Annotated in this window: 19 protein-coding genes; 13 read left to right on the top strand and 6 right to left on the bottom strand. The window is 52.2% G+C overall.

Translation table 11 applies throughout. From position 1 onward, the window contains the following. Positions 1 to 90: 90 nt before the first annotated feature. The 4 genes from E7745_RS06825 to E7745_RS06810 all read left to right on the top strand — a co-directional run bounded on the left by E7745_RS06825 (position 91) and on the right by E7745_RS06810 (position 6,438). Positions 91 to 1,224 (top strand): DUF4465 domain-containing protein, encoded by a 1,134-nt coding sequence (locus E7745_RS06825; RefSeq protein WP_136408520.1) that lies wholly within the window; start codon positions 91 to 93, stop codon positions 1,222 to 1,224. Positions 1,225 to 1,239: 15 nt separating this feature from the next. Further along, positions 1,240 to 3,012 carry a PKD-like domain-containing protein gene (locus tag E7745_RS06820; RefSeq protein ID WP_240740384.1) on the top strand — a complete coding sequence of 591 codons (1,773 nt, stop codon included), beginning with the start codon at positions 1,240 to 1,242 and terminating at the stop codon, positions 3,010 to 3,012. A 301-nt stretch (positions 3,013 to 3,313) separates the two neighbouring features. Continuing rightward, complete coding sequence (locus E7745_RS06815) at positions 3,314 to 4,378, top strand: glutaminyl-peptide cyclotransferase (protein WP_240740398.1); 1,065 nt, start codon at positions 3,314 to 3,316, stop codon at positions 4,376 to 4,378. Between the two features lie 65 nt (positions 4,379 to 4,443). Continuing rightward, the gene (locus tag E7745_RS06810) at positions 4,444 to 6,438 is read left to right on the top strand and encodes a TonB-dependent receptor (protein ID WP_370291902.1); all 1,995 of its coding nucleotides are present in this window, start codon (positions 4,444 to 4,446) and stop codon (positions 6,436 to 6,438) included. A gap of 182 nt (positions 6,439 to 6,620) precedes the next feature. Here E7745_RS06810 and E7745_RS06805 read toward each other — a convergent pair whose 3' ends face one another. Continuing rightward, entirely contained in the window at positions 6,621 to 7,238 is a 618-nt protein-coding gene (locus E7745_RS06805; RefSeq protein ID WP_136408517.1) for an outer membrane beta-barrel protein, read from the bottom strand. 158 nt (positions 7,239 to 7,396) lie between these two features. Here E7745_RS06805 and E7745_RS06800 point away from each other — a divergent pair, with 158 nt between their 5' ends. Further along, a complete protein-coding gene (locus tag E7745_RS06800) occupies positions 7,397 to 8,593 on the top strand; it encodes an aminopeptidase C (RefSeq protein WP_136408516.1) in 1,197 nt (398 codons plus the stop codon). A gap of 12 nt (positions 8,594 to 8,605) precedes the next feature. Here E7745_RS06800 and E7745_RS06795 read toward each other — a convergent pair whose 3' ends face one another. Continuing rightward, complete coding sequence (locus E7745_RS06795; RefSeq protein WP_136408515.1) at positions 8,606 to 9,562, bottom strand: DMT family transporter; 957 nt, start codon at positions 9,560 to 9,562, stop codon at positions 8,606 to 8,608. Positions 9,563 to 10,085: 523 nt separating this feature from the next. Here E7745_RS06795 and E7745_RS06785 point away from each other — a divergent pair. Continuing rightward, positions 10,086 to 10,739: a hypothetical protein gene (locus E7745_RS06785; RefSeq protein ID WP_168182033.1), complete on the top strand. Its 654-nt coding sequence runs from the start codon at positions 10,086 to 10,088 to the stop codon at positions 10,737 to 10,739. Between the two features lie 39 nt (positions 10,740 to 10,778). Here E7745_RS06785 and E7745_RS06780 read toward each other — a convergent pair whose 3' ends face one another. Further along, the gene (locus E7745_RS06780; RefSeq protein WP_136408512.1) at positions 10,779 to 11,372 is read right to left on the bottom strand and encodes a Maf family nucleotide pyrophosphatase; all 594 of its coding nucleotides are present in this window, start codon (positions 11,370 to 11,372) and stop codon (positions 10,779 to 10,781) included. A 43-nt stretch (positions 11,373 to 11,415) separates the two neighbouring features. After that, complete coding sequence (locus tag E7745_RS06775; RefSeq protein WP_369699870.1) at positions 11,416 to 12,075, bottom strand: YitT family protein; 660 nt, start codon at positions 12,073 to 12,075, stop codon at positions 11,416 to 11,418. A 228-nt stretch (positions 12,076 to 12,303) separates the two neighbouring features. Here E7745_RS06775 and E7745_RS06770 point away from each other — a divergent pair, with 228 nt between their 5' ends. From E7745_RS06770 to E7745_RS06750, 5 genes are all read left to right on the top strand, one after another. Next, positions 12,304 to 13,185: a TraB/GumN family protein gene (locus E7745_RS06770; RefSeq protein ID WP_168182031.1), complete on the top strand. Its 882-nt coding sequence runs from the start codon at positions 12,304 to 12,306 to the stop codon at positions 13,183 to 13,185. 143 nt (positions 13,186 to 13,328) lie between these two features. Continuing rightward, a complete protein-coding gene (locus E7745_RS06765) occupies positions 13,329 to 14,555 on the top strand; it encodes a transposase (RefSeq protein ID WP_136408189.1) in 1,227 nt (408 codons plus the stop codon). 54 nt (positions 14,556 to 14,609) lie between these two features. Beyond that, positions 14,610 to 15,455, top strand: a complete 846-nt coding sequence (locus E7745_RS06760; protein ID WP_124075766.1) for an ABC transporter ATP-binding protein — start codon at positions 14,610 to 14,612, stop codon at positions 15,453 to 15,455. A gap of 5 nt (positions 15,456 to 15,460) precedes the next feature. Then, the gene (locus E7745_RS06755; protein WP_107031989.1) at positions 15,461 to 16,258 is read left to right on the top strand and encodes a hypothetical protein; all 798 of its coding nucleotides are present in this window, start codon (positions 15,461 to 15,463) and stop codon (positions 16,256 to 16,258) included. Positions 16,259 to 16,266: 8 nt separating this feature from the next. After that, positions 16,267 to 16,623, top strand: coding sequence for a GntR family transcriptional regulator (locus E7745_RS06750; RefSeq protein WP_123398313.1), 357 nt, complete (start codon positions 16,267 to 16,269; stop codon positions 16,621 to 16,623). A gap of 149 nt (positions 16,624 to 16,772) precedes the next feature. Here the strand turns inward: E7745_RS06750 and E7745_RS06745 are convergent, their stop codons facing one another. Then, positions 16,773 to 17,828, bottom strand: a complete 1,056-nt coding sequence (locus E7745_RS06745) for a leucine-rich repeat domain-containing protein (protein WP_107031991.1) — start codon at positions 17,826 to 17,828, stop codon at positions 16,773 to 16,775. Positions 17,829 to 17,991: 163 nt separating this feature from the next. After that, on the bottom strand, positions 17,992 to 19,563 hold the full coding sequence (dnaB, locus tag E7745_RS06740) for a replicative DNA helicase (protein WP_107031992.1): 1,572 nt from the start codon (positions 19,561 to 19,563) through the stop codon (positions 17,992 to 17,994). 223 nt (positions 19,564 to 19,786) lie between these two features. On the opposite strand from dnaB, the gene ispE reads away from it, so the two are divergent. Next, entirely contained in the window at positions 19,787 to 20,608 is an 822-nt protein-coding gene (gene ispE, locus E7745_RS06735; RefSeq protein WP_124075767.1) for a 4-(cytidine 5'-diphospho)-2-C-methyl-D-erythritol kinase, read from the top strand. A 193-nt stretch (positions 20,609 to 20,801) separates the two neighbouring features. After that, the gene (locus E7745_RS06730; RefSeq protein ID WP_160630577.1) at positions 20,802 to 21,428 is read left to right on the top strand and encodes a nucleotide exchange factor GrpE; all 627 of its coding nucleotides are present in this window, start codon (positions 20,802 to 20,804) and stop codon (positions 21,426 to 21,428) included. Positions 21,429 to 21,438: the final 10 nt, after the last annotated feature.

The raw sequence follows: 21,438 nt of genomic DNA, 5'->3' as shown, positions 1-21,438 counted from the left end.
TGCATCATCCTATCCGCATCTTTTCGCGCGCAAAACCGCAGAAAAGACGCGGATTTTTCTTTTCGGCATTTTTAACCAATAAATGATAACATGACTACAAAGTTTTTCTACCTGCCGTGCATCGTCGCACTGGCCTGTATGCTTCCGATGACCAGCTGCTCTGACGACAAAGACGCACCCGAACCCCTGGTTCCGGAATTTGTCATCACCGGCTGCGAAGGAGTCCAGGATTTCAACCGTGGCGAAAGCAAGACCTACAGCGTGGATGCCAGCAACATCGCCCAAATCACCATCTCGGCTCCGACCGGCTGGACGGCTGACTACTCTGACGGCACTCTGACCGTCACCGCCCCTTCTGACGAAGAGCGCGACGTCACCTGCAAAGGCAAAATCGTAATCTCGACCATGTCTGAAGACGAAATCGAGGCAGAGGCAGCGATCGAGGTGTCGACCTACGAACTGCGCTTCCTGACTTTCGAGGACGCAGACGCGCACTTCAACTCTTTCACACTCCCATACTGCAACAAGACAATCTCGACTTGGAGCGACCTCATAGACAGCAAGCAGTATGGAGGCGAGCTGCTCTACGGCTCTGGCGGCTATGGCATGGACGATCCATACAGCTGGTATGACCAGAACAACACCGAACTGCGCCACTCCATGCCGCCGGCTTTCAGCATGTACTGCTACTGGAGCGGCGGCCACGCCATCTCGAATTATGCCGACACCGATCTGAGCCACGGCGATTTCTCACACCAGCTCTCAGTCTACGGTGCCGGAGGCCACAACGGTTCAAGCAACTTCGCCATGCACTACGGATATCTTGACGGCTCGCAGTTCAATATGAACGAGGGACTCCCGGCCATTGAGTTTGCCGACGGCAAAGCCCGCATCATAGATCATATGTGGGTAATGAACTCCACATATGCCATGAACTGCTATATCTCCGGCAACGGCCTCACCGCCAAGATCGGTCCTGACGACTGGGTGCAGATCGTAGCTACAGGATATGCAGCCGACGGCAGCAAGGCAGGCGAAAGCAAGTTCTATATGTGTAACGGGCCTGACAACATTGTCCGCGACTGGACCCGCTGGGACCTTTCCGAGTTAGGCAAAGTGGCTAAAGTTGAGTTCAACGTGACCGGATCATCGGACAACGGCTATGGCTTCAGCCAGCCTGCCTATTTCGCCTATGACGACGTGGCAGTACGCTTCGAAGAATAAAATAATATGAACAGAATGATAGAAAGAACGGGCACAGCCGCCGCTATACTTCTGGCGGGGGCTATGCTCTTTTCCTGCAACCGCGACGAGGTGATCGAGAATGACAACGCGGCGAAACCGCAGATCATCCTTGACAGCGAGAGCGGAATCTATACGGTGAATGCGGGCGACGAACTGACGATAGCTCCGGCCTACCGCAATGCCGAGGGTGCCTCGTATCTCTGGACTGTAGACGGCACCGAGGCCGCGACCACTGCGGAATTCACCCGGCAGTGGACCGAGACGGGCGAATATTACGTGACCGTCACCGTGAGCAACAAGGCCGGGAGTTCCAGCGAAGACCTGAGAGTGGACGTGGTCGATCCGGCCGCTCCGATAATTTCACTTCCTCTTGCAGGCAACTCTCTGACGCTCGCCGTGGGATCGGAATATGTGTTCCGCCCGGAGATCAGCAATAGTGACAGAACGGATTTCAAGATCAGCTGGACACTCGACGGTGTGGAAGTCGGCTCGGATATGGACTACCGCTTCCAAGCCGGGGAGACGGGTGACTACAAGCTGACAGTCAGAGCGTGGAACGCCGATGGCGAAGATTCGGTGGAGATCAGCATCTGTGTGACCGACAAGTTGCCTTACAGCCTATCATTCCCTACACCGTCATATTTCCAGACATCAACCACACGCTACACGTTTGCCGGACGCCCCGTGTTTCTGAGTCCGCTAATCGAAAATCTTGCGGCCCGGAAATTCTCATGGACGGTTGACGGAGTGGCAAGCGAATGCACTGCGCGGACCTTCCCCTTCACCCCCGATGCGCCGGGCGAATATATTGTCAGCCTGACGGTCGACGAGACGGCAAGCGCATCGGTCAAAGTGGTCTGCGTGGATGCCACAGAGGCGCAGCGCTGCCGCAGAGCTTCAGCCGGAAGTTCGGCCGAGAGCACCAAGGTGTTTGAATGGGTTCCGGCTCCTGGCCAGTTCATAGGCGAGACTTCAACCGGAGGAATGACCGGCAATGAGACAACACTTGCCCAGGCAAACGCGTGGGCCTCGGAGCGACTTGCCAAGAAAGCCTTTGTCTCTCTAGGAGGGTTCGGAGGCTATATAATAGTCGGTTTCGACCACAGTATCAGCAGGAGAGACGGGCAGTTTGATTTCGCCGTCATGGGTAATGCGTTTTTCAACGCTACAACCGGATCAGGAGGCTCCAACGAGCCCGGTGTGATCTATGTCATGCAGGATGTCAACGGCAACGGACTTCCCGATGATGAATGGTATGAACTGCGCGGATCGGAGACCGGAAACGCCGGCACACGTCAGGACTATGCAGTGACCTATTACCGCCCTGCCGGGCCGAAGATGAATGTGCAGTGGACCGACAACTACGGTGGCGACGGCTGTGTGGACTATCTAAGCGCCTTCCACCGTCAGGACTACTACTATCCGGCCTGGATTGAAGCTGATTCATATACGCTCCACGGCACCTGCCTGGCAGCCCGGACCTCTCAGGACCCAAGTTCCGGTTTCTGGGACAACAGCGCATTCGGCTGGGGTTATGCCGACAACAAAGGCAGTGACGACCTCGGCGGCCCGAACGGCTCAGGCGGCGAAGGACAGCGCAACGGATTCCTGATCGAAAACGCGATGTATCCGGACCTGACGCATATAAATCTCCAGTATATCGACTTCATAAAGGTGCAGACCGGAGTCAATTCCAAATCCGGATGGCTCGGTGAAGTCTCTACCGAAGTGTTTAATTTCCAGGACCTCTCGCTGATGCCTCAGTAGGCATGACAGAAGCCTGAACCATTAGACCATAACTCCAAACTTTACTCTTTTTTCTGCCGACCGGCAGGCCCTGCCGGGCTGACGGACGCAAGGGAATGACAGTGTTCCCGCCGTCTGAGGCTTTCAGGATACTCTGGCCTGAAACCAACCAGACAAAAAAGATTCCCTTGCATCATCCGTCAGCCCGGCGGGACCTCCGATCATCCGCACCGCAGGCAGTTGGCGTTCTCGCATAAAAGAAGTAATTTTGCGGCGCTTAAACGCACGCATGACAAATAAAGATCAAGAAGCAGTGAAATCAATGCTGAAACCATTCTCAATATTCATTCTGATCCTCTCCTCTCTGACCCTGGGCGGGTGTATGGAGTGGGACTACGGCGAAACGGAAGACTTCGATGTCACCGGATCGGGCCTTTTCATAACCAACGAAGGGAATTTCCAGTACGGCAACGCCACTCTGAGCTACTACGATCCGGCCACAAACACTGTGCAGAACGAGGTGTTTTTCAGAGCCAACGGCATGAAACTCGGCGATGTGGCCCAGTCGATGAGCATCTATGACAACAAGGGGTGGATAGTGGTCAACAACTCTCACGTCATCTTCGCCATAGACCTCAACACATTCAAGGAGATCGGGCGCATAGAGAATCTGACATCACCGCGCTATATCCACTTTCTGAGCGATGAGAAGGCCTATGTCACACAGCTGTGGGACAACCGTATCTTCATCGTCAACCCGAAGACATATGAAATCACCGGCTATATCACGGTGCCTGACATGACTATGGAAAGCGGATCGACCGAACAGATGGTGCAGTACGGCAAATATGTGTACTGCAACTGCTGGAGCTACCAGAACCGCATCATAAAGATCGACACCGAAACTGATCAGGTGGTCGACCAGCTGACCGTAGGCATCCAGCCTACATCACTGGTGCTTGACAGATATGACAAGATGTGGACCGTGACTGACGGCGGCTATGAAGGCAGCCCCTACGGCCATGAGGCACCGTCGCTCTACCGCATCGACGCCGCGACTTTCACCATCGAGAAGCAGTTCAAGTTCAAATTCGGCGACTGGCCTTCGGAGGTGCAGCTCAACGGCACCGGCGATACGCTCTACTGGATCAACAATGACATCTGGAGGATGGATGTCACCGCAGACCGTCTGCCGGTGAGACCGTTTCTGGAATACCGCGACACAAAATACTACGGACTTACAGTCAATCCCTTCAACGGCGAAGTCTATGTGGCGGATGCAATAGACTATCAGCAACAAGGAATGATCTACCGCTACAGTCCGCAGGGTGAGCTTATCGATGAATTCTATGTAGGCATAACACCGGGTGCCTTCTGCTGGAAATGACAGTTACTTACCGGATTGCATCTATGAAAAAAATTCTGATATTGTTTCTGCTGCTCGCCGGAATCATGCCCGGTTTCGCGCAGCGTTCCTATAAGCTCGGCGAGGTGGTGGTCAGAGCCAAACGTCCTATGAAAGAGATCGGCGTGACCAAGACCACATTCGACAGCGCCATGCTCAAAGAGAACATAGCCCTTTCGATGGCCGACATTCTTGCGTTCAACTCCTCAATATTCGTCAAAAGCTACGGCCGCGCCACCCTTTCGACGGTGGCGTTCAGAGGCACCTCTCCGAGCCATACACAGGTGACATGGAACGGTATGCGCATCAACAATCCGATGCTCGGCATGACCGACTTCTCGACCATACCCTCCTATTTCATAGACCAGGCATCGCTGCTCCACGGCACATCGTCGGTCAACGAAACCGGCGGCGGTCTGGGCGGACTGGTGAAACTGGCCACCGAGCCTGACACACCTGAGGGCTTCAACGTGCAGTATGTCCAGGGCATCGGTTCGTTCAGCACCTTCGATGAATTCGCCCGTCTGACCTACGGAAGCGACAAATGGCACGTGTCGACCCGCGCCGTCCACTCCTCGTCGCCAAACGACTACAAATATATCAACCACGACAAAAAGGTCAATATCTATGACGATGACCACAACATAATAGGCCAGTATCACCCTAAGGAGCGCAACCGCAGCGGAGCGTTCAGAGACACCCACATTCTGCAGGAGATCTACTACAATACGCTCAAAGGCGACCGTCTGGGGCTGAATGCGTGGTATATCGACTCGAACCGCGAACTGCCGATGCTGACCACCGACTACGGCAACGAGGCAGACTTTGAAAACCGCCAGCGGGAACAGACATTCCGCAGTGTGCTGTCATGGGACCACACCCGCTCCAAATGGAAAGCCGGCCTGAAAGGGGGCTATATCCACACATGGATGGCCTATGACTACCGGCGGGAAGTCTCCGAGGGCAACTGGGCCTCGATGACCCGCTCACGCAGCAAGATCAACACCATCTACGGGCAGGCGGAGGGTGAATACACTCCGAGCCGCAAATGGTTTTTCACCGCCAATCTCTCGGCTCACCAGCACTTTGTGCGCAGCCAGGACAGAAACATAATACTCCAGGACGGCGACAAGGCGATAGTAGGCTATGACAAAGGGCGCATAGAGCTTTCGGGATCAGCCTCAGCCAAATGGCAGCCCATTGACCGGCTCGGCATGTCAGTGGTGGTGCGCGAAGAGATGTTCGGCACCGACTGGTCGCCTCTGATTCCGGCATTTTTCATTGACGGGGTTGTGCTGCCTGAAGGCAACGTCACTCTCAAGGCCTCCATTTCACGCAACTACCGCGTCCCGACACTCAACGACCTCTATTTCCTGCCGGGTGGCAATCCTGACCTGCGCAATGAGCACGGTTTCACCTATGATCTTGGCGCAAGCTTCGAGATAGGCAAGAAGGAAGTCTACAGCCTGAGCGGAAGTGTCACCTGGTTTGACTCTCGTATCGACGATTGGATAATATGGCTGCCGACCACCAAGGGATTTTTCTCACCCCGCAATGTCAAGGAGGTGCATGCCTATGGCGTTGAGGTCACCGGCAATCTCGGCGTTCAGCCGTTCAAGGGATGGTTTCTCGATCTGAACGGGTCATATTCGTGGACCCCGTCGATCAATGAGGGAGAAAAGATGTCACCTGCCGACCAGTCGGTTGGCAAGCAGCTGCCATACGTGCCGAAGCATTCGGCATCGCTGACGGGGCGGCTGTCATGGCGTTCGTGGGGATTTCTTTATAAATGGTGCTGGTATTCCGAGCGGTTCACCATGTCGAGCAACGACTATACCCTCACCGGACATCTTCCTGAGTATTTCATGAGCAATATCTCTCTCGAAAAAGGGCTGTCGTTCAAGCCTATCGATCTGTCGCTGAAACTTGCAGTCAACAATCTTTTCAACGAAGACTATCTTTCGGTGCTTTCGCGCCCTATGCCCGGCATCAACTTCGAATTTTTCATCGGCATAACGCCGAAGTTCGGAAAGAAAAAGTGATCCGGCCGGCTATGTTATCCGGCCAGTCCGAGGCATAGCTGTCTGTCAGCCAGATTCTCAGCACCTCTGATTGAAATTACCAAAATGCAACGCACCCTGACGAATGTCGCGACATTCGTCAGGGTGCGAAATATTTTAAGAACTTTTATGGGAGAAAAGCAGTATGCTTTACCGGTCGGAGATCAGAAGAAGTAGGTGACGCGTATGTCCCAGGTGCGATTTTTGGCGCTGTAGTCTGTTAGGACTTTTGCCTTCAGCGCATAAGTCATGCCCCATGTGTAGGAGGCTGAGAGCTGCCAGTTTTTCAGGATTTCGGCTCCGACACCGGCTGTCAGACCGAGGTCTCCGCCGGAGAATTTCATGGCGTCACATTTGCCGTATGCCACCTGGATGTCAAAGGTCGGTCCGCCAAAGACGAAAGGAGCCAGATAGTCCTCGAATCCCTGAAAGCGGGTGTATTTGAATTTCAGATGGAAGGGGATCTGGATGTTGTGGATATAGATGCGTTCCTTGCCATAAGAGTCTTCCCACATAGGAAAATCGCCCATATTGAGCGAGGCTCCCAACTGTTCATAGCGCAGGCCGAGGTCAATGCCGAAGCCGATGCCCGGAAACATCATTTCGCCGTTGATACCGGCAGATTCTCCAAAGCCCTGATCAACGGTCAGGATTTTCTGCTTGAACTTGAAACTGTTGAAATTGACTCCGACGGTAGGACCCCAGCGGAACTGGGCCGATGCACCGAACGCTCCGAGAAGAGCCAGAAAAAATATGATGAATCTAAGGGGTGTCCTGTTCATAAACTTTATAAGTAAATTGACTTTTTTGTAAAACACGAACGCAAAGTTACAACTTTTTCTTTAAATTTCTTGATATGACATAATTTTATCATAACTTTGCATCAATCATTCATCACATCCCAACAACGTAATTCAGTAATACCAACTACCGGATACACATGAAAAAATACATTTTAGGCACAGTAGCTCTCTCGCTCGCTTTCGGTGCTTTCGCAGATGAAAGCAAGGCGAAAAACGACACCGTCGGCGGCTTCAAATTCACCGATGTGAAGTTAGTCAAGACCACTCCGGTCAAAGACCAGAACAAGTCAGGAACCTGCTGGAGTTTCTCCGGAATCTCTTTCCTTGAGGACGAAATCCTCCGCAAGACAGGCAAGGAAGTGGATCTCAGCGAGATGTTCATTGTGCGCCACTGCTACAATGACAAGGCTGACAAGTATATCCGCATGAACGGCACCATCAACTTCGCCCAGGGCGGCAGCACTCTCGATGTGCCTTATGTGATGGTCAATTACGGTCTTGTGCCTGAAGAAGCATACACCGGTCTGCAATACGGCACCGAGAAGCACGAGCACGCCGAACTCAGCTCGGTGCTCACCTCGATGGTCAATTCCGTGAACAGCGCCAAAACCAAGTCGCCTGTATGGAAAAAGGCATTCAAGGGTGCGCTCGACGCATATTTCGGCGAACTGCCCGAAACATTCGAGTATGAAGGCAAGACCTACACTCCGCAGAGCTTCGCTCAGTCACTCGGCATCAACGCCGCCGACTATATCCCCGTGACCTCTTTCACCCACCATCCGTTCTATCAGTCATTCGCTATCGAAGTGGCCGACAACTGGCTCTGGGAGAAATATCACAATGTGCCTATGGAAGAGATGAAGGCCATAGTTGACAACGCTCTTGACAACGGCTACTCCGTAGCTTGGGCCGCTGACGTCAGCGAACCCGGCTTCAACTGGACCGACGGCTACGCTGTGATCCCCAAAAAGAAGACCGAGAAAGACATGAACGGCACCGAACTCGCCCGCTGGGTGAAACTCAGCGACAGAGACCGGGAGAAGGAAAGCAACAAGATCTCCGGTCCGCGCGAGGAAATCACAGTGACCCAGGAACTCCGTCAGGAAATGTTTGACAAGCAGGAGACTACCGATGACCACGGCATGGTGATAGTGGGAAAGGCCGTTGACCAGGAAGGCAACAAATACTACAAGGTGAAGAACTCCTGGGATACCAACCACGTTTATGACGGTTTCTTCTACGTGTCAGAACCTTACTTCCTTGCAAAGACTCTTGACATTCTCGTGAACCGCGAGGCTATTCCAAAGAGCATCGCCAAGAAGATGAAAATCTGATTTTTTGAAATCTTACGGCTTGCAGGAGCCTGAGCGGAGGCGCTGACGGCGTTTAGCAAGTTCAGTCATCACCATTCCGGCGATTATAAGCAACATGGCCACAATCTGGAACCAACGGATTGTGGCCACTTTCATTATCACCGAGGCGATTGTAGCCACGACCGGGAGGAAATACTGATACATCGAGACCAGCTCACTGCCAATGAGCTTCTCGGCGGGATTGATCAGGAAGTAGGACAGGAATGTGGGGCAGAGCAGCACGAAAGTGATGCAGACCCAGGGCAACCATGAGGAGGAATAGAATATTGCGGCATGGGGCAATGACGGAAGCAGGAACAAAGCCGGAATACATGACATCAGGAAAACCCAGCGGAGCATGGAGACCGGACGATAGGTCTGCATGGGGCGTTCGAGGATTACGAGATAGAAAGCATAGCAGAGAGTTGAGGCGAAAGCGAGAAGATCGCCGAGCAGTCTGTCGGAGCCATGCCCGTTGCCATGATTCGAGGCTATGACTATTACGGCTCCGGCAAAGGCCACGATGACGCCGCCGATTTCAAGCAGAGTAGCCCTGCGGTGCTGAAACAGGATTCCGATCAGTATGACGAACACCGGCGGGAAGGTCATGATGATTGAAATGTCGATCGGGTCGCCGTAGCGCAGCGACATGTTGAATAGATACATGAAGCAGAACAGGCCGAGGGCGCCGCCGAGGAATATGCGCAGGTAGTCATGACGCGAGATGCGCTCGGTCTTCACAAACAACGAGGCGAGCCACATCAGTATGCAGCCCCCTCCAAGCCTGAAAAGGGTAAGATCGACCGATGACATCCATTCGGGTATCAGAAGCTTGGCAACAGGGATGTTGACACCGAAAAATATTGTTGACAACATGATCAGCAGGTTGCCTTTTATCAGTTCACCGGCAGAACGCGGGCGCAGGTCGGGATCGATCGGAGTATTGGCCATAGAGGTGTGTTTTTATAAGGTCTTTCATTTTAACAACAATATTGAGTAAATTTGCACTGCTAAAAATTGTCAAATCATCTAAAACGCCATCTGTGAAACTCCATCTTTTCAATCCTGAAAACGATCTCGCACTCGGACTGGGATGCCGCAACTATACTCCCCCGCCCCACGCAGCCGCCATCCACCGGGCGGGTGCTCTGCTGCCTCTGTGGTGGGCCGGGGAGGATGATCTGGTCATCGCCCCGGAAGGACTGGCGGCTGATGCCGGACAGCTGAAAGAGAGGTTCGGCCTTCACGGCAATATTTTTACCGGGCAGCCTGTGAAAGCCACTCCCGCTCCCTGGGGGTGGAGCGCCGATGCCAAACGGCAGTTCACCGTGGCAGGGGTCAGGCCGGAAACACTGCCGTCAGACGAGATGATAGGCAGGCTGCGCCTGCTCAGCCACCGGCGCATGACAATAGAAATCATAGAAGGGCTTGGGGAGACTGTCCGGTTCCGACAGAGGCTACAGATCCAGAGGCTGTGGTCGAGGCAGAGAGGCTTTCGCCCGGATGTTTCATCAAGTCGCCGTGGTCAGGGAGCGGGCGTGGTGTGTTCTGCGCACGTTCGCTTGACGAAAAGGCGCTCTACAAGCGGGCTGCAGGTATAATAAACCGTCAGGGGAGCGTGATGGTGGAGCGCGGGCTTGACAAAGAGCTTGATTTCGCGGCGCTTTTCCATGCAGAAGGCGGTCGGGTGTGTTTCAAGGGATGGTCTGTATTCAAGGCTGAATCAAGAGGCATGTACAGCGGAAACATTGTGGCTCCGCAGAGCCGCCTCCACGAAATTATCTGCGGATACCTGCCTGCAGAGATGCTGGCTGATACCATCAGTCGCGAAGAGGAGATACTGAGCCGACTTGCAGGCGGCAGCTATGAGGGATGGCTCGGCATTGACATGATGGTCTATCGCGAGAATGGGGAGATGAAACTGATGCCCTGCGTGGAAATGAATCTGCGCATGACAATGGGGGTGGCCGCAATGAAAATTGGAGAAAAGCTGTCGCTGCAGACTCCGGCTCTGCTTGCGTGGCGGCACAGGGCTGATGAAGCTGACCTCGAAGGCTCTACCATTCTACTGCCTCCGTCAGACGGTTTCGCTCTGACTCTGACCGAGATCGGGGAGCCGGCTCAATGAGCAATGACTGACTACATTCAGTAGGTCGTTACAGATTACCTAAACAATGACTTTCAGCACAGAGTAGAGACGCTGCACAGGGAGGCCCATCACATTGTAGAAACTGCCTGAAATGCCCTTGATTCCGGCGGCGCCGATCCATTCCTGGATGCCATAGGCTCCGGCTTTGTCGAAAGGCTTGTATTTCGCCACATAGTAGGCTATCTCATCGGCTGCCAGAGGTGCGAAGTCCACGACTGACTCGGCAGAAAATGTCTGGCAAAGGTCAGGAGTGCGCACGGTCACACCTGTGACCACTTTCTGTTCACGCCCCTGCATAAGAGTTATCATCCGGCAGGCGTCAGCCTCATCCTCAGGCTTTCCAAGCACCTTGCCATCAAGGATGACCACAGTGTCGGCCGTAATGACCACTTTCTTTTCGCCGGGAGCCAAGGGATAGGCCGAGGCTTTAAGACGCGATAGATAAACCGGAACTTCTTCAGCGGGAGTGCCGTCAGGGACGATCTCGTCGACCGGATGGGATGTGTCGACACGGAAATTAACGTCGAGCATTTCCAGAAGCTCCCTGCGGCGGGGAGATCCGCTGGCGAGGATCACTTCATAGCCGCTCAGATTGTCAAGAGGATGAAACATTTTTTCGTTCGGAATATGTAGGAGATAGTATGATGGATGATTCTCACCGTCTAAGTATGCGGTGGACGGGAATGTGGCTTATCAGACGAGTGTTGATGAAACTTACAAGCAGACCGACACCCAGGGCTGCAACGAGAGTGCCCTCGCGCACACCGATGATGGAATGAGTCATGGCAAGCGAGGTCACAACGGCAATAAGCACCAGGCCGACATCGACCATGACTTTAACGCGGCCAAAGTCTTTGCCGAAACGGCGGGCGGCGTATTTCACGAAACCTTCACCGCTCATGGCCACTACATTGGGTTTTATCTCCAGCTCCACACCGAAGGCCTGGATGAGACAGCCCGCGGCGAGAAAAGCAAGTGCGCCGGCATATGACTCAGGAGTCATGTCACGGAAAAGATACATGTTGATATCAAGAAAGGCTGAGAAAAGCAGAGAGAAGGGGATCTGCATCATGATCTCCATATAGTCACGGCGTGTTCCGATGCCACGGAGAAACCAGAACTGTCCGGCTATGAGCAGCATGTTGAGAATGAAAGTGGCCATTCCGAGAGTAAGCGGAGTGTTGAGGCTCAGGACATAGGAAAAGCTTGAAATGGGAGATGTCCCCAGCGATGAACGAATTATCAATACCACACCCAGTGTCAGAAAATACAGGCCTATGATAAATACCGCATACCTGATGATCCAATTTCTCATAATTATATTTTTTATTGTTCTCTCCGTTCTTACCGCGTTGATCTGAATCTGATGGCCGGAGCCATATTTTTTGCAAAATTACAAATTTTTTTCGAAAAATTTTGGATGAAAGAAAAATGTCCCTACCTTTGCAGTGTGTTAGTAATGTACAACACTAAACAACAACATCACATTTCTGACTCAAGCACAACAGGCACCAACATCTCCAACAAAAATCACATCTGTAAAATGAAAAAGACAATCTTATCTCTACTTCTCATTATTTCAGCCGCCGTCTGTGGCAACGCACAGCTTTTATGGAAAATTTCAGGCAACGGACTTGAAAAACCGTCATATCTTTTCGGCACACACCACGTGGCTCCCGTTTCAGTCATCGACAGTGTGGCAGGGCTCAACGAAGCCATCGCATCGGCCGATAAAATCTATGGCGAAATGATAATGTCAGAATCCATGTCGCCCCAGTCGCAGCAGATCATGATGGGCTATGCTATGGCTCCACAGGACAGTCTGCTGACTTCAGTGCTCACTCCCGCCCAGACCGACTCCCTTGACGTGATGCTCAGACACTACATGGGGGCGATGGCCTCCGCCAAGCAGTTTGCCCAGCTCAAACCGGCCATGCTCTGCACTCTTATAGCCCTGATTCAGAATCAGACTGTGTTTCCTAACTTCAACCCTCAGCAGCAGATCGACGGCGAGATCCAGAAACGCGGAGCCGCACTCGGAAAAGAAATCGGCGGATTCGAGACCATCGAGGACCAGTGTAACGCTCTTTTCGGATCGTCAATCATTGAACAGGCCGAGAGCCTGATGGAGATGGTGCGCAACGACAGTCATGCAGCCGAGATGGCAAAAAAACTTGCAAAGGCCTATCTTGCAGGTGACCTCAACCAGATGCTCGAACTCATGGAAGATCCGGCCAGCGGCTCATCTGATGAATGGAGCGAACGCATGATCAACAGGCGCAACGCAAACTGGGCGCGCATCATGGCCGGACTGCTGCCAAGTGCTTCCGTATTGATCGCCGTCGGCGCCGGACATCTGCCCGGCGAGAAAGGTCTCATCAGTCTTCTGCGCAAAGAGGGCTATTCGGTGGAAGCTGTCAAATGATTTCTGGAATTACACCTATATTAATATATACCTTATTACAATGATTCGGTAAAAATTACAGAAGTAGTTGAAACTTAAGTTAATATAACGAATTGTCAAATACAAATGAATCGCCAAAGCGTTCATTATAAAAATCTTAGCGTATGAACGTATTGACGATTCTCAAAGACTTCACCTTTCGGTGTAAGTCGGTATTTGAAAATACTACAACCAAGATGAGCAAAAGGTTCCTCAACTGGCTGATTTTAACAATACGCACTGTGGCGTTGATTCCGGGCAAAGTCAATTTTACCCGGCTGTCGCGCTATGGCGGTCGTACAGCCAAGACCTTTGCCTCCAATTTCAAGACACCCGTAGACTGGATGAAAGTCAACATAGGTATGGCACAGGATTGTTTTGGACCGTCCGATGACATGGCAGTGGCAATCGATCCGTCGTTTATCTCCAAATCCGGCAGCCTGACGTATGGCATAGGCCGTTTCTGGTCAGGGGTGGCACAACGTGTCAAACGCGGTCTGGAGATAATGGCGATCGGGGCAATAAGCCTGAGTAAACATACATGTGTGATGCTCGGTGCTGTTCAGTCACCGAACTTCAGGACTCTTGAATCTGAGAAACAAATGTCAATGCTTGACTGGTATGTGGCACTTGTCAGGTCAAAGGCGACAGAGCTGCTCTCACTGACGGATATTCTGGTTGCCGATGCCTTTTTCTCCAAATATGAATTTGTGAATGAAGTGGTTGGCATGGGCTTCCGGTTTGTCGGGAGATTACGTGCCAACTCATATCTGAGGTATCTGGCCATGCCGGATTCCTCCGCCCCGCGAAGACGCGGCAGAAAGAAAAAGTATGGAGAGAAAGTGGATTTCTCCAGCCTTGATATGTCCGTGTTCACTTCATTCATATATGAGGATTCCAAAGGAAACAAAACCCGATGTCACACGGCGGTCGTACACTCGAGGGCATTGAAACGCGACATCCGTATCGTGGTCTGTCCGGTTGAAAACGGAGAGCCTCTCCTGTACTTCTCCACCGACACCGACATGAGGCCTGAAAAGATCATCGGTTTCTACCGCACCCGCTTCCAGATTGAGTTCGGCATACGCGATGCCAAACAGTTCACAGGACTCCAGTCTCAGCAGACCCGGGACAGGGATCGGCTTGACTTTGCGTTCAATCTTTCCTTCACTGCCCTCAATGTCTGCAAAGAGGTCATAAGGAAAGATTATCCGGGTCTTTCGTTAGCGCAGTTCAAACGGCTTATGTTTGAATCTTATCTCGCCTCAACAATTATTTCGACTTGCGGAAAATCTCCGCATCTCAAAATAATTCAGAAAATAAATCATCGGTTGGCTCAGTTAGCGGCTTAGCCAAGGCTGAACAACCTCAAATTTTACCGAATCATTGTTATTATATATACAGCCATGATCACCATTGACCATCTGACCTACTCATATCGCCACGGGTTCACAGCCATCAGCGATGCGACGGCATCAATCGCACCGGGCATCCATCTGCTTCTCGGCGAGAACGGTGCCGGAAAAACGACAATCCTGCGGCTGATAGCCGGCCTGCTCTTCCCGTCGGCAGGAAGCGTAGAGGCTGACGGCTGCGACATGAGCCGGCGTTGTCCATCGACTCTGAAAAAAGTGTTCATGCTCCCGGACGCGATGGAAATTCCAGCCACCACGATCAGAGGATTCGCCGGAATGCACAGCCGCTTCTACCCTACCTTCTCTCAGGAGACATTCGAGGAAAACCTTCATGATTTCCGACTGACCGGCCATGAGAATTTCAATCAGCTCTCACTCGGTCTGCGCCACAAGTCACTGCTTGCCTATGTGCTTGCGTTAGGGGTAGACGTGCTGCTCCTCGATGAACCGGCCAACGGTCTTGACATCGACTCAAAGAAGACACTGCGCAATATGCTTGCACGATGCACCGGCCCGGACCAAACCGTCATCGTCTCCACCCACACCGTCTCGGACCTTCGGGAACTGTATGACGGACTGATCATGCTATCGCGCGGACGATTGCTTCTGGCACGTCCCACATGGGAGATAGCCGAGAAGATCTCCTGCGTGGCCACCCCTATCCCGCCGGCCGACGCACTGTTCACCGAGCAGGGGCCAGGAGTGTTTCTCTCCGTCACCGCCAACCGTGGCAACGAAGACAGCGATCTGAATTACGCGCTTCTCTACTCGGCCCTTATGTCAGGCGCACGCGATGCCATCCTGAATCAAATCAATTCACAAACATCTGAATCATAGCAGCAATGGACACAATAGCCACTCTCAACGACAAATTCTCATGGCGCCGCTGCCTGAGCATCGGCCTGCTGTATAAGAAATCCATAATCTATTACCTCTCCGGTTCGGCGGCAGTTTCGCTTCTGTGCGTCCTGCTGGTAGAACTCGTCAACCACTCCGGAGGCAATGTGATGGCCACATATTCGCTGACAAGCCTGCTCGTGGCAGCCGCCTTCTATTTCAGCCCTATCATGTTTGCCCGGCGTGATGACACTATCATGACGCTCCTGCCGGTCAAGACATCTGAAAAACTTGTGTTCTATCTGCTCTTAGTGCTCGTGGTGACTCCCGCCGTGATCGAAAGCATCTGGTACGGACTAAACCTGATCTTCTCGATGATCAACAAGGACTGGGATCTGACAAAAGTTGTCTCTGCCTATCTTTCAGACTCAGGTACTAACTTAGGCGACGAGAACGAATGCCAGCTAAAAATATCTCAGGTCATAGCCGGATGCATCCAGGCATTCGCCCTCATCATCACCGGTCTGTATGTAGTGCTCCGCAGCACCCTCCACCGCGTTGTCAAATCAATGAGCAGCGTTTTAGGCATGATATTCTTTATCCTGATTATGGCCGGAGTGACCGGAGGCGTGATTGCCGTGGCCAAAATGAGCATCGATACCGATCCGACAGAACTTTCAGCCATAATAGTTGAAGAAATGATGCCTTATATGATAGTAATGTGGGGTGCCATGCTTATCTACGGACTTTTCATGACATACAGAATATACCGCCTGCTCGCCACACGTCAGGCCAAAAACTGATATCTTTCATGGATTTTACATCTGACAAACCAATTTACCGACAGATCATAGACTTCAGCTTCGGCCAGATCCTGACAGGAGCCTGGACGGCCGGCGAACGGGTGCCGTCAGTCAGGGAACTTTCAGTGCAACTGTCAGTCAACAGCCACACAGTGCTGAAGGCTTATGAATATCTTCAGGCGGAAGGGATCATAGTCTCGCGCCGCGGCATGGGCTTCTATCTGACCGCCGATGCACTGGAGCAAGTCAACCAGGCACGTCGCCGCGAGTTTTTCGACTCGACTCTCACCGGCCTCTTCAGGGAGATGGAACTGCTCGGCATTTCCATTGACGAAGTGGTCAGCAAATACAACAGCCGTTCATAGAGCTGCCGAAAAGCCATGCCGGACAGACGCAAGCCTGCCGGAAACCATCGAGAAGGTTTCCGGCAGGCTATATGTGTGAGTTTGCGTTATTGGGTCTGCTTATTCAGACGGTCAGAGACAACGGCTGATATTCATTCGGCAGTGGCTGATCAATAGTTCCACTGGCAGGCAACCATTCGGAGACTGTTGCAACCGATGGTGCGGAAGTCAATGATAGTATTGTAGCGACAGTTGATGTAGGTAAGAGCCTGGTCGAACGAAACATCAAGAGTGTTGAGCTGGTTGTTGTTACAGATCAGACGCTGGAGGAAGGTCTGGTTTGCGAGATCCAGAGTGGTGAGATCATTGTAAGAACAGTCGACATACTGGAGGTTGGCGCAGTTTTCAACAGAGAGTGTGGTCAGATCATTGTAGGAGCAGACGAGGTCGAGAAGAGCGCTGCAGTCACGGACTCCGAGAGAAGTCATGTTGTTGTCAGAGCAGATGAGAGTGGCAAGCGAAGGCAGCCCGGAGATGATCAGATTAGCGATTTCGTTGTCATCCACATTGAGGTTCTGAAGATTCTCCACACCTGTGAGCTGAAGGGTTGTAAGCTTGTTGTAACCGCAATAGAGGTTCTTGAGAGCTGTACAGCCTGACACATTCAGAGCTTCCAGATGGCAACCCTGACAGTTGAGGGTCTTGAGGTTGAAACTGTTGGCAAGGCTGAGTTCCACAAAGAGGTTGCTTGACACATTGAGATTCTGAAGAAGCGGAGTGTCAGAAAGGTCAATTTCAGTAAGACGGTTCTTGTAGACAGCTACCTGCACGAGATTCTTACAACCTGAGAAGTCAACCTGAGTGAGCTTGTTGCGGCTTGCGTTGAGATCAGACAGTGCCGGACAGTTGGCGACGCTGAGTGTTGTGAGTTCGTTACGTGAGACATCGACTTTGGCAAGAGCTTTGAAATTGGCGAGGTTGAGGGTGCCAGCCAATTTTTTGTCTTTCCATTCGATGGCGGTTACATGTCCGTTTTCGACTGTCACACCTTCAATCGAGGCGATGGCATTGATGTCGGAAACTTTAAGGGCCGATGCATTGGTTCCCTCTTTTGCGGGCTCAGAAAGAAAAGCCTTAAGCTGTTTAGCTTCATTCTTGTCAAGACTCTGAGCAAATGCAGCCACGCTACCCAGCATGATTGCAATGATTAATAACGCTTTTTTCATAAAACAATAGTTGGTTTTGTTAATTTTATCTATCTAACAAACCGTGTTTATGAAAAGTTTTATGACCGTTAAAAATCGTTTCCTCAATAGGCTCAGAGGCCATATTTTTTTATAGCCTGTTCTCCAGAATATTCATTAACGCATGAAATCCAGTCATATCGCATCAGAAGGGAGCTACGTCGTCGCCGGGCGCACCGAGGATGTCGGCCGAGCCGCCGCTGAACGGGCTTGCCGGCTGTCCGAAGCCTCCGCCGCCAAAATCATCATCGCCGGCATTGAGGCGCGACACTTTGGAGCCGCTTGTCATCTCCGGCTCGCTGTCCCAGTTCTCGAAACGGGCATAGCGCGATTTGAATCGCATCTTCACATCGTCCACACGGCCGCTACGGTGCTTTGCCACGATGAATTCGGCCAGGCCGCGGATGTCATTGCCGGCGGCATCGACCCCTGAACGCAGGTAATATTCCGGACGGTGGATGAAGCAGACAATGTCGGCATCCTGTTCGATCGCACCTGATTCACGAAGGTCGCTCAGCTGCGGACGTTTTCCATCCTTGCTGTCGGCGCCACGCGATTCTACACTTCGGTTAAGCTGCGAGAGGGCCACGATGGGGATGTTGAGTTCCTTGGCAAGCTGTTTGAGCGAGCGCGAGATCATGGAGACCTCCTGCTCTCGCGAACCGAATTTCATGCCTGAGGCATTCATGAGCTGGAGGTAGTCGATGATTATGAACGAGACGTTGTGCTCTCTGACAAGTCGGCGCGCCTTGGTGCGCAGTTCGAATATCGAAAGCGAGGCCGTGTCGTCTATATATAAAGGTGCACTGTAGAGGTTCTTGACTCTTGACATGAGCTGATCCCACTCCATCTGCGTCAGCTGACCGCTTTTGATCTTCTCGCCTTCAATCTCGCAGGTGTTCTGGATCAGACGGTTGACGAGCTGGAGGTTAGACATTTCAAGCGAAAAGATGGCCACGGGGATATTATAGTTGACAGCCATGTTCTTGGCCATCGAGAGCACGAATGCGGTCTTGCCCATCGCAGGACGGGCCGCAATGATGATAAGGTCGCTTCGCTGCCAGCCTGAAGTCAGTTTGTCAAGTTCATGATAGCCCGTCTCAAGACCTGAAAGACCGGAGGCACGGTTGGCGGCCGTCTGGATCTGCTCGATGGCCGAGTTGATCACAGGATCGATCTGTGTGACGTCTTTCTTGACATTACGCTGCGAGATTTCAAAGAGCTTGCCTTCGGCTTCCTGGAGAAGGTCGTCCACATCGTAGCTCTCGTCAAAAGCCTGCGCCTCGATCTGCGATGCGAATTTAATAAGTTCGCGCGCGAGATATTTCTGAGCCACGATGCGGGCATGGAACTCTACGTGAGCTCCTGAAGCCACTCTCGAAGTCAGTTCGGAGATGCGCAGCGGACCGCCGGCAGCCTCCAGTTCGCCCATCAGACGCAGCTTTTCGGTGACGGTGAGCATGTCGATGCTCTGCTGCGCGGCACCGAGACTCTGAATGGCGGCATAGATCTTCTGATTTGACGGATCGTAGAACGATTCTGGTTTCAGAATGTCACAGACAACCGTGTAGGCATCCTTTTCAAGCATAAGCGCGCCGAGCACCGCCTCTTCAAGATCGTTGTCGCGCGGAGGGATGCGGCCTCCGTGGTCAAAGACTGAGACATGTTGCGGTTTCGATGTTCTTCGCTGAGAGCCTGATGTGTTGTCCTGTGGCATGGCTGTGATATAGTGATGTTGTGGCTTTGTTAAGACGATTTTTCATACAAAGGTACGAAAAAGTTTCATCTTTCCGCCACTCAGAGCTTGTTTAAAAACAATAGTTAAAATCTGAGCGAAAGTTTTGAGGTGGATATGGTTCTGATTACACATGTCAGAAAAAAGCGCTACCTTTGCCTGAAATTTATACCGATTATTCTTTCACGAAGCACATTTCCTCCGTATGATCTTGTTTCCCAATGCAAAAATCAATCTCGGCCTTGACATTCTGCGCCGTCGGCCTGACGGCTATCATGACATTGAGACCGTGATGATCCCTGTCCCCTGGTGCGATGTTCTTGAGATAGTTCCGGCCAAGGGAAGCGAAACCACTCTGACTGTCAGCGGACGCCGGGTGGATTGTCCGCCTGAAAAAAATCTTGTGATGAAAGCCTACAGGGCTCTCGCCGAGACTGTGGAACTGCCGCCGGTCGACATTTTTCTGCGCAAGATCATACCCGACGGAGCCGGACTTGGAGGCGGATCGGCCGATGCGGCATTTACGCTCCGCGGGCTCAACGAGCTTTTCGCTCTCGGACTTTCCGACAGCCGGCTTGCTGAAATAGCCGCCGGACTCGGAGCCGACTGCCCCTTCTTCATCTATAACCGTCCGATGCTGTGCACCGGGATAGGTACGGAATTCACTCCGGCCGAAGTCAGCCTAAGCGGCCTCACCATAGTCATTGTCAAACCTCCGACAAGTGTGCCGACAGCCGAAGCCTACCGCCACATCACTCCGTCCATACCACAGACACCCATAGCCGGGATCATCTCCCGCCCCATAAGCGAATGGCGCGGACGGCTTAAAAACGACTTCGAACCGTCGGTATTTCCCGCCTACCCTTCAGTCAGCGAGATCAAGGAAAAAATGGAAGGACTCGGAGCCGTCTACACCTCCTTGTCAGGTTCAGGCTCATCGGTCTACGGCCTCTTCGACAATGACATTTTGGCAGACTGTCTGACAGAGACTTTCGCCGGTTCGGCTGTGTTCAGTTCAAAACTCTGATACCGCCGTCAGGCATCCGCTTTTTGTTGGACTATTGAACGTTATGCGCTCCGGTTTGTTGTAAAATCAGAAAGGGGCATGGCCAAAAGCACGTTTTGTCGGAAAAATATCTGCCTGACAGACATTTTGGCAACCTTTTTGCATGATACAAGAGAATAATCCTACGATAAATCAAAAAAACGACATAAATATTATGAGCCACAAGCAAAATAACCATCAGGACAACGCCACTCCCCGCAAGGACGAGACTATGGACGGAAACGCAGCCGTTCTTGACGATGTCCAGGAAGCTTTTGACGAGCAGAATTCTGTCGAAGACGAAGAAAACGCCATCATCGACAAGCAGCTTTCCGATATCGATGCCCTGACACAACAGCTGAAAGACGCCGAGGCCCAGGTGGAGAAAGAGAAGAAAGAATATCTCTTCCTCATGGCTGAGTTTGACAATTTCCGCAAACGCACGGGCAAGGAAAAATCAGATATCATCCGCAACGCATCAGAGAGCGTGCTCAAAGGACTGCTCCCAATCGTCGACGACTTCGAACGCGGACTTGAGGCAAGCGCGAAACTCGAAGATCCGTCTTCGATCCGCGAAGGCATGGAGCTGATCTATCAGAAACTCGTCAAATTCCTCGCTTCCAACGGCGTGAAACCCATTGAAAGCAACGGCCGGCCATTTGACGCCGAACTCCATGAGGCGATAGCTATGGTACCCGTGGCCGACGAATCGCAGAAAGGTATCGTAATCGACACTCCGACCAAAGGATATACAATCAACGACAAAGTGCTCCGCCATGCCAAAGTGGCTGTGGGCCAGTAAGCAGCTTCTC

Origin of the sequence: Duncaniella sp. C9, assembly GCF_004803935.1 — a bacterium.
In the GTDB taxonomy this organism is placed as follows: Bacteria; Bacteroidota; Bacteroidia; order Bacteroidales; family Muribaculaceae; genus Duncaniella; species Duncaniella muris.
Note: the sequence above shows the minus strand (reverse complement) of the source record. Positions and strands in the feature narration are given on the sequence as shown.

Excerpts from the sequence above, each read along its gene's own strand:
- E7745_RS06825 (WP_136408520.1), top strand. The coding sequence starts at position 91 with ATGACTACAAAGTTTTTCTACCTGCCGTGCATCGTCGCACTGGCCTGT.
- E7745_RS06820 (WP_240740384.1), top strand. The coding sequence starts at position 1,240 with ATGATAGAAAGAACGGGCACAGCCGCCGCTATACTTCTGGCGGGGGCT.
- E7745_RS06815 (WP_240740398.1), top strand. The coding sequence starts at position 3,314 with ATGCTGAAACCATTCTCAATATTCATTCTGATCCTCTCCTCTCTGACC.
- E7745_RS06810 (WP_370291902.1), top strand. The coding sequence starts at position 4,444 with ATGCCCGGTTTCGCGCAGCGTTCCTATAAGCTCGGCGAGGTGGTGGTC.
- E7745_RS06805 (WP_136408517.1), bottom strand. The coding sequence starts at position 7,238 with ATGAACAGGACACCCCTTAGATTCATCATATTTTTTCTGGCTCTTCTC.
- E7745_RS06800 (WP_136408516.1), top strand. The coding sequence starts at position 7,397 with ATGAAAAAATACATTTTAGGCACAGTAGCTCTCTCGCTCGCTTTCGGT.
- E7745_RS06795 (WP_136408515.1), bottom strand. The coding sequence starts at position 9,562 with ATGGCCAATACTCCGATCGATCCCGACCTGCGCCCGCGTTCTGCCGGT.
- E7745_RS06780 (WP_136408512.1), bottom strand. The coding sequence starts at position 11,372 with ATGTTTCATCCTCTTGACAATCTGAGCGGCTATGAAGTGATCCTCGCC.
- E7745_RS06775 (WP_369699870.1), bottom strand. The coding sequence starts at position 12,075 with ATGAGAAATTGGATCATCAGGTATGCGGTATTTATCATAGGCCTGTAT.
- E7745_RS06770 (WP_168182031.1), top strand. The coding sequence starts at position 12,304 with ATGAAAAAGACAATCTTATCTCTACTTCTCATTATTTCAGCCGCCGTC.
- E7745_RS06765 (WP_136408189.1), top strand. The coding sequence starts at position 13,329 with ATGAACGTATTGACGATTCTCAAAGACTTCACCTTTCGGTGTAAGTCG.
- E7745_RS06760 (WP_124075766.1), top strand. The coding sequence starts at position 14,610 with ATGATCACCATTGACCATCTGACCTACTCATATCGCCACGGGTTCACA.
- E7745_RS06755 (WP_107031989.1), top strand. The coding sequence starts at position 15,461 with ATGGACACAATAGCCACTCTCAACGACAAATTCTCATGGCGCCGCTGC.
- E7745_RS06750 (WP_123398313.1), top strand. The coding sequence starts at position 16,267 with ATGGATTTTACATCTGACAAACCAATTTACCGACAGATCATAGACTTC.
- E7745_RS06745 (WP_107031991.1), bottom strand. The coding sequence starts at position 17,828 with ATGAAAAAAGCGTTATTAATCATTGCAATCATGCTGGGTAGCGTGGCT.
- dnaB (WP_107031992.1), bottom strand. The coding sequence starts at position 19,563 with ATGCCACAGGACAACACATCAGGCTCTCAGCGAAGAACATCGAAACCG.
- ispE (WP_124075767.1), top strand. The coding sequence starts at position 19,787 with ATGATCTTGTTTCCCAATGCAAAAATCAATCTCGGCCTTGACATTCTG.
- E7745_RS06730 (WP_160630577.1), top strand. The coding sequence starts at position 20,802 with ATGAGCCACAAGCAAAATAACCATCAGGACAACGCCACTCCCCGCAAG.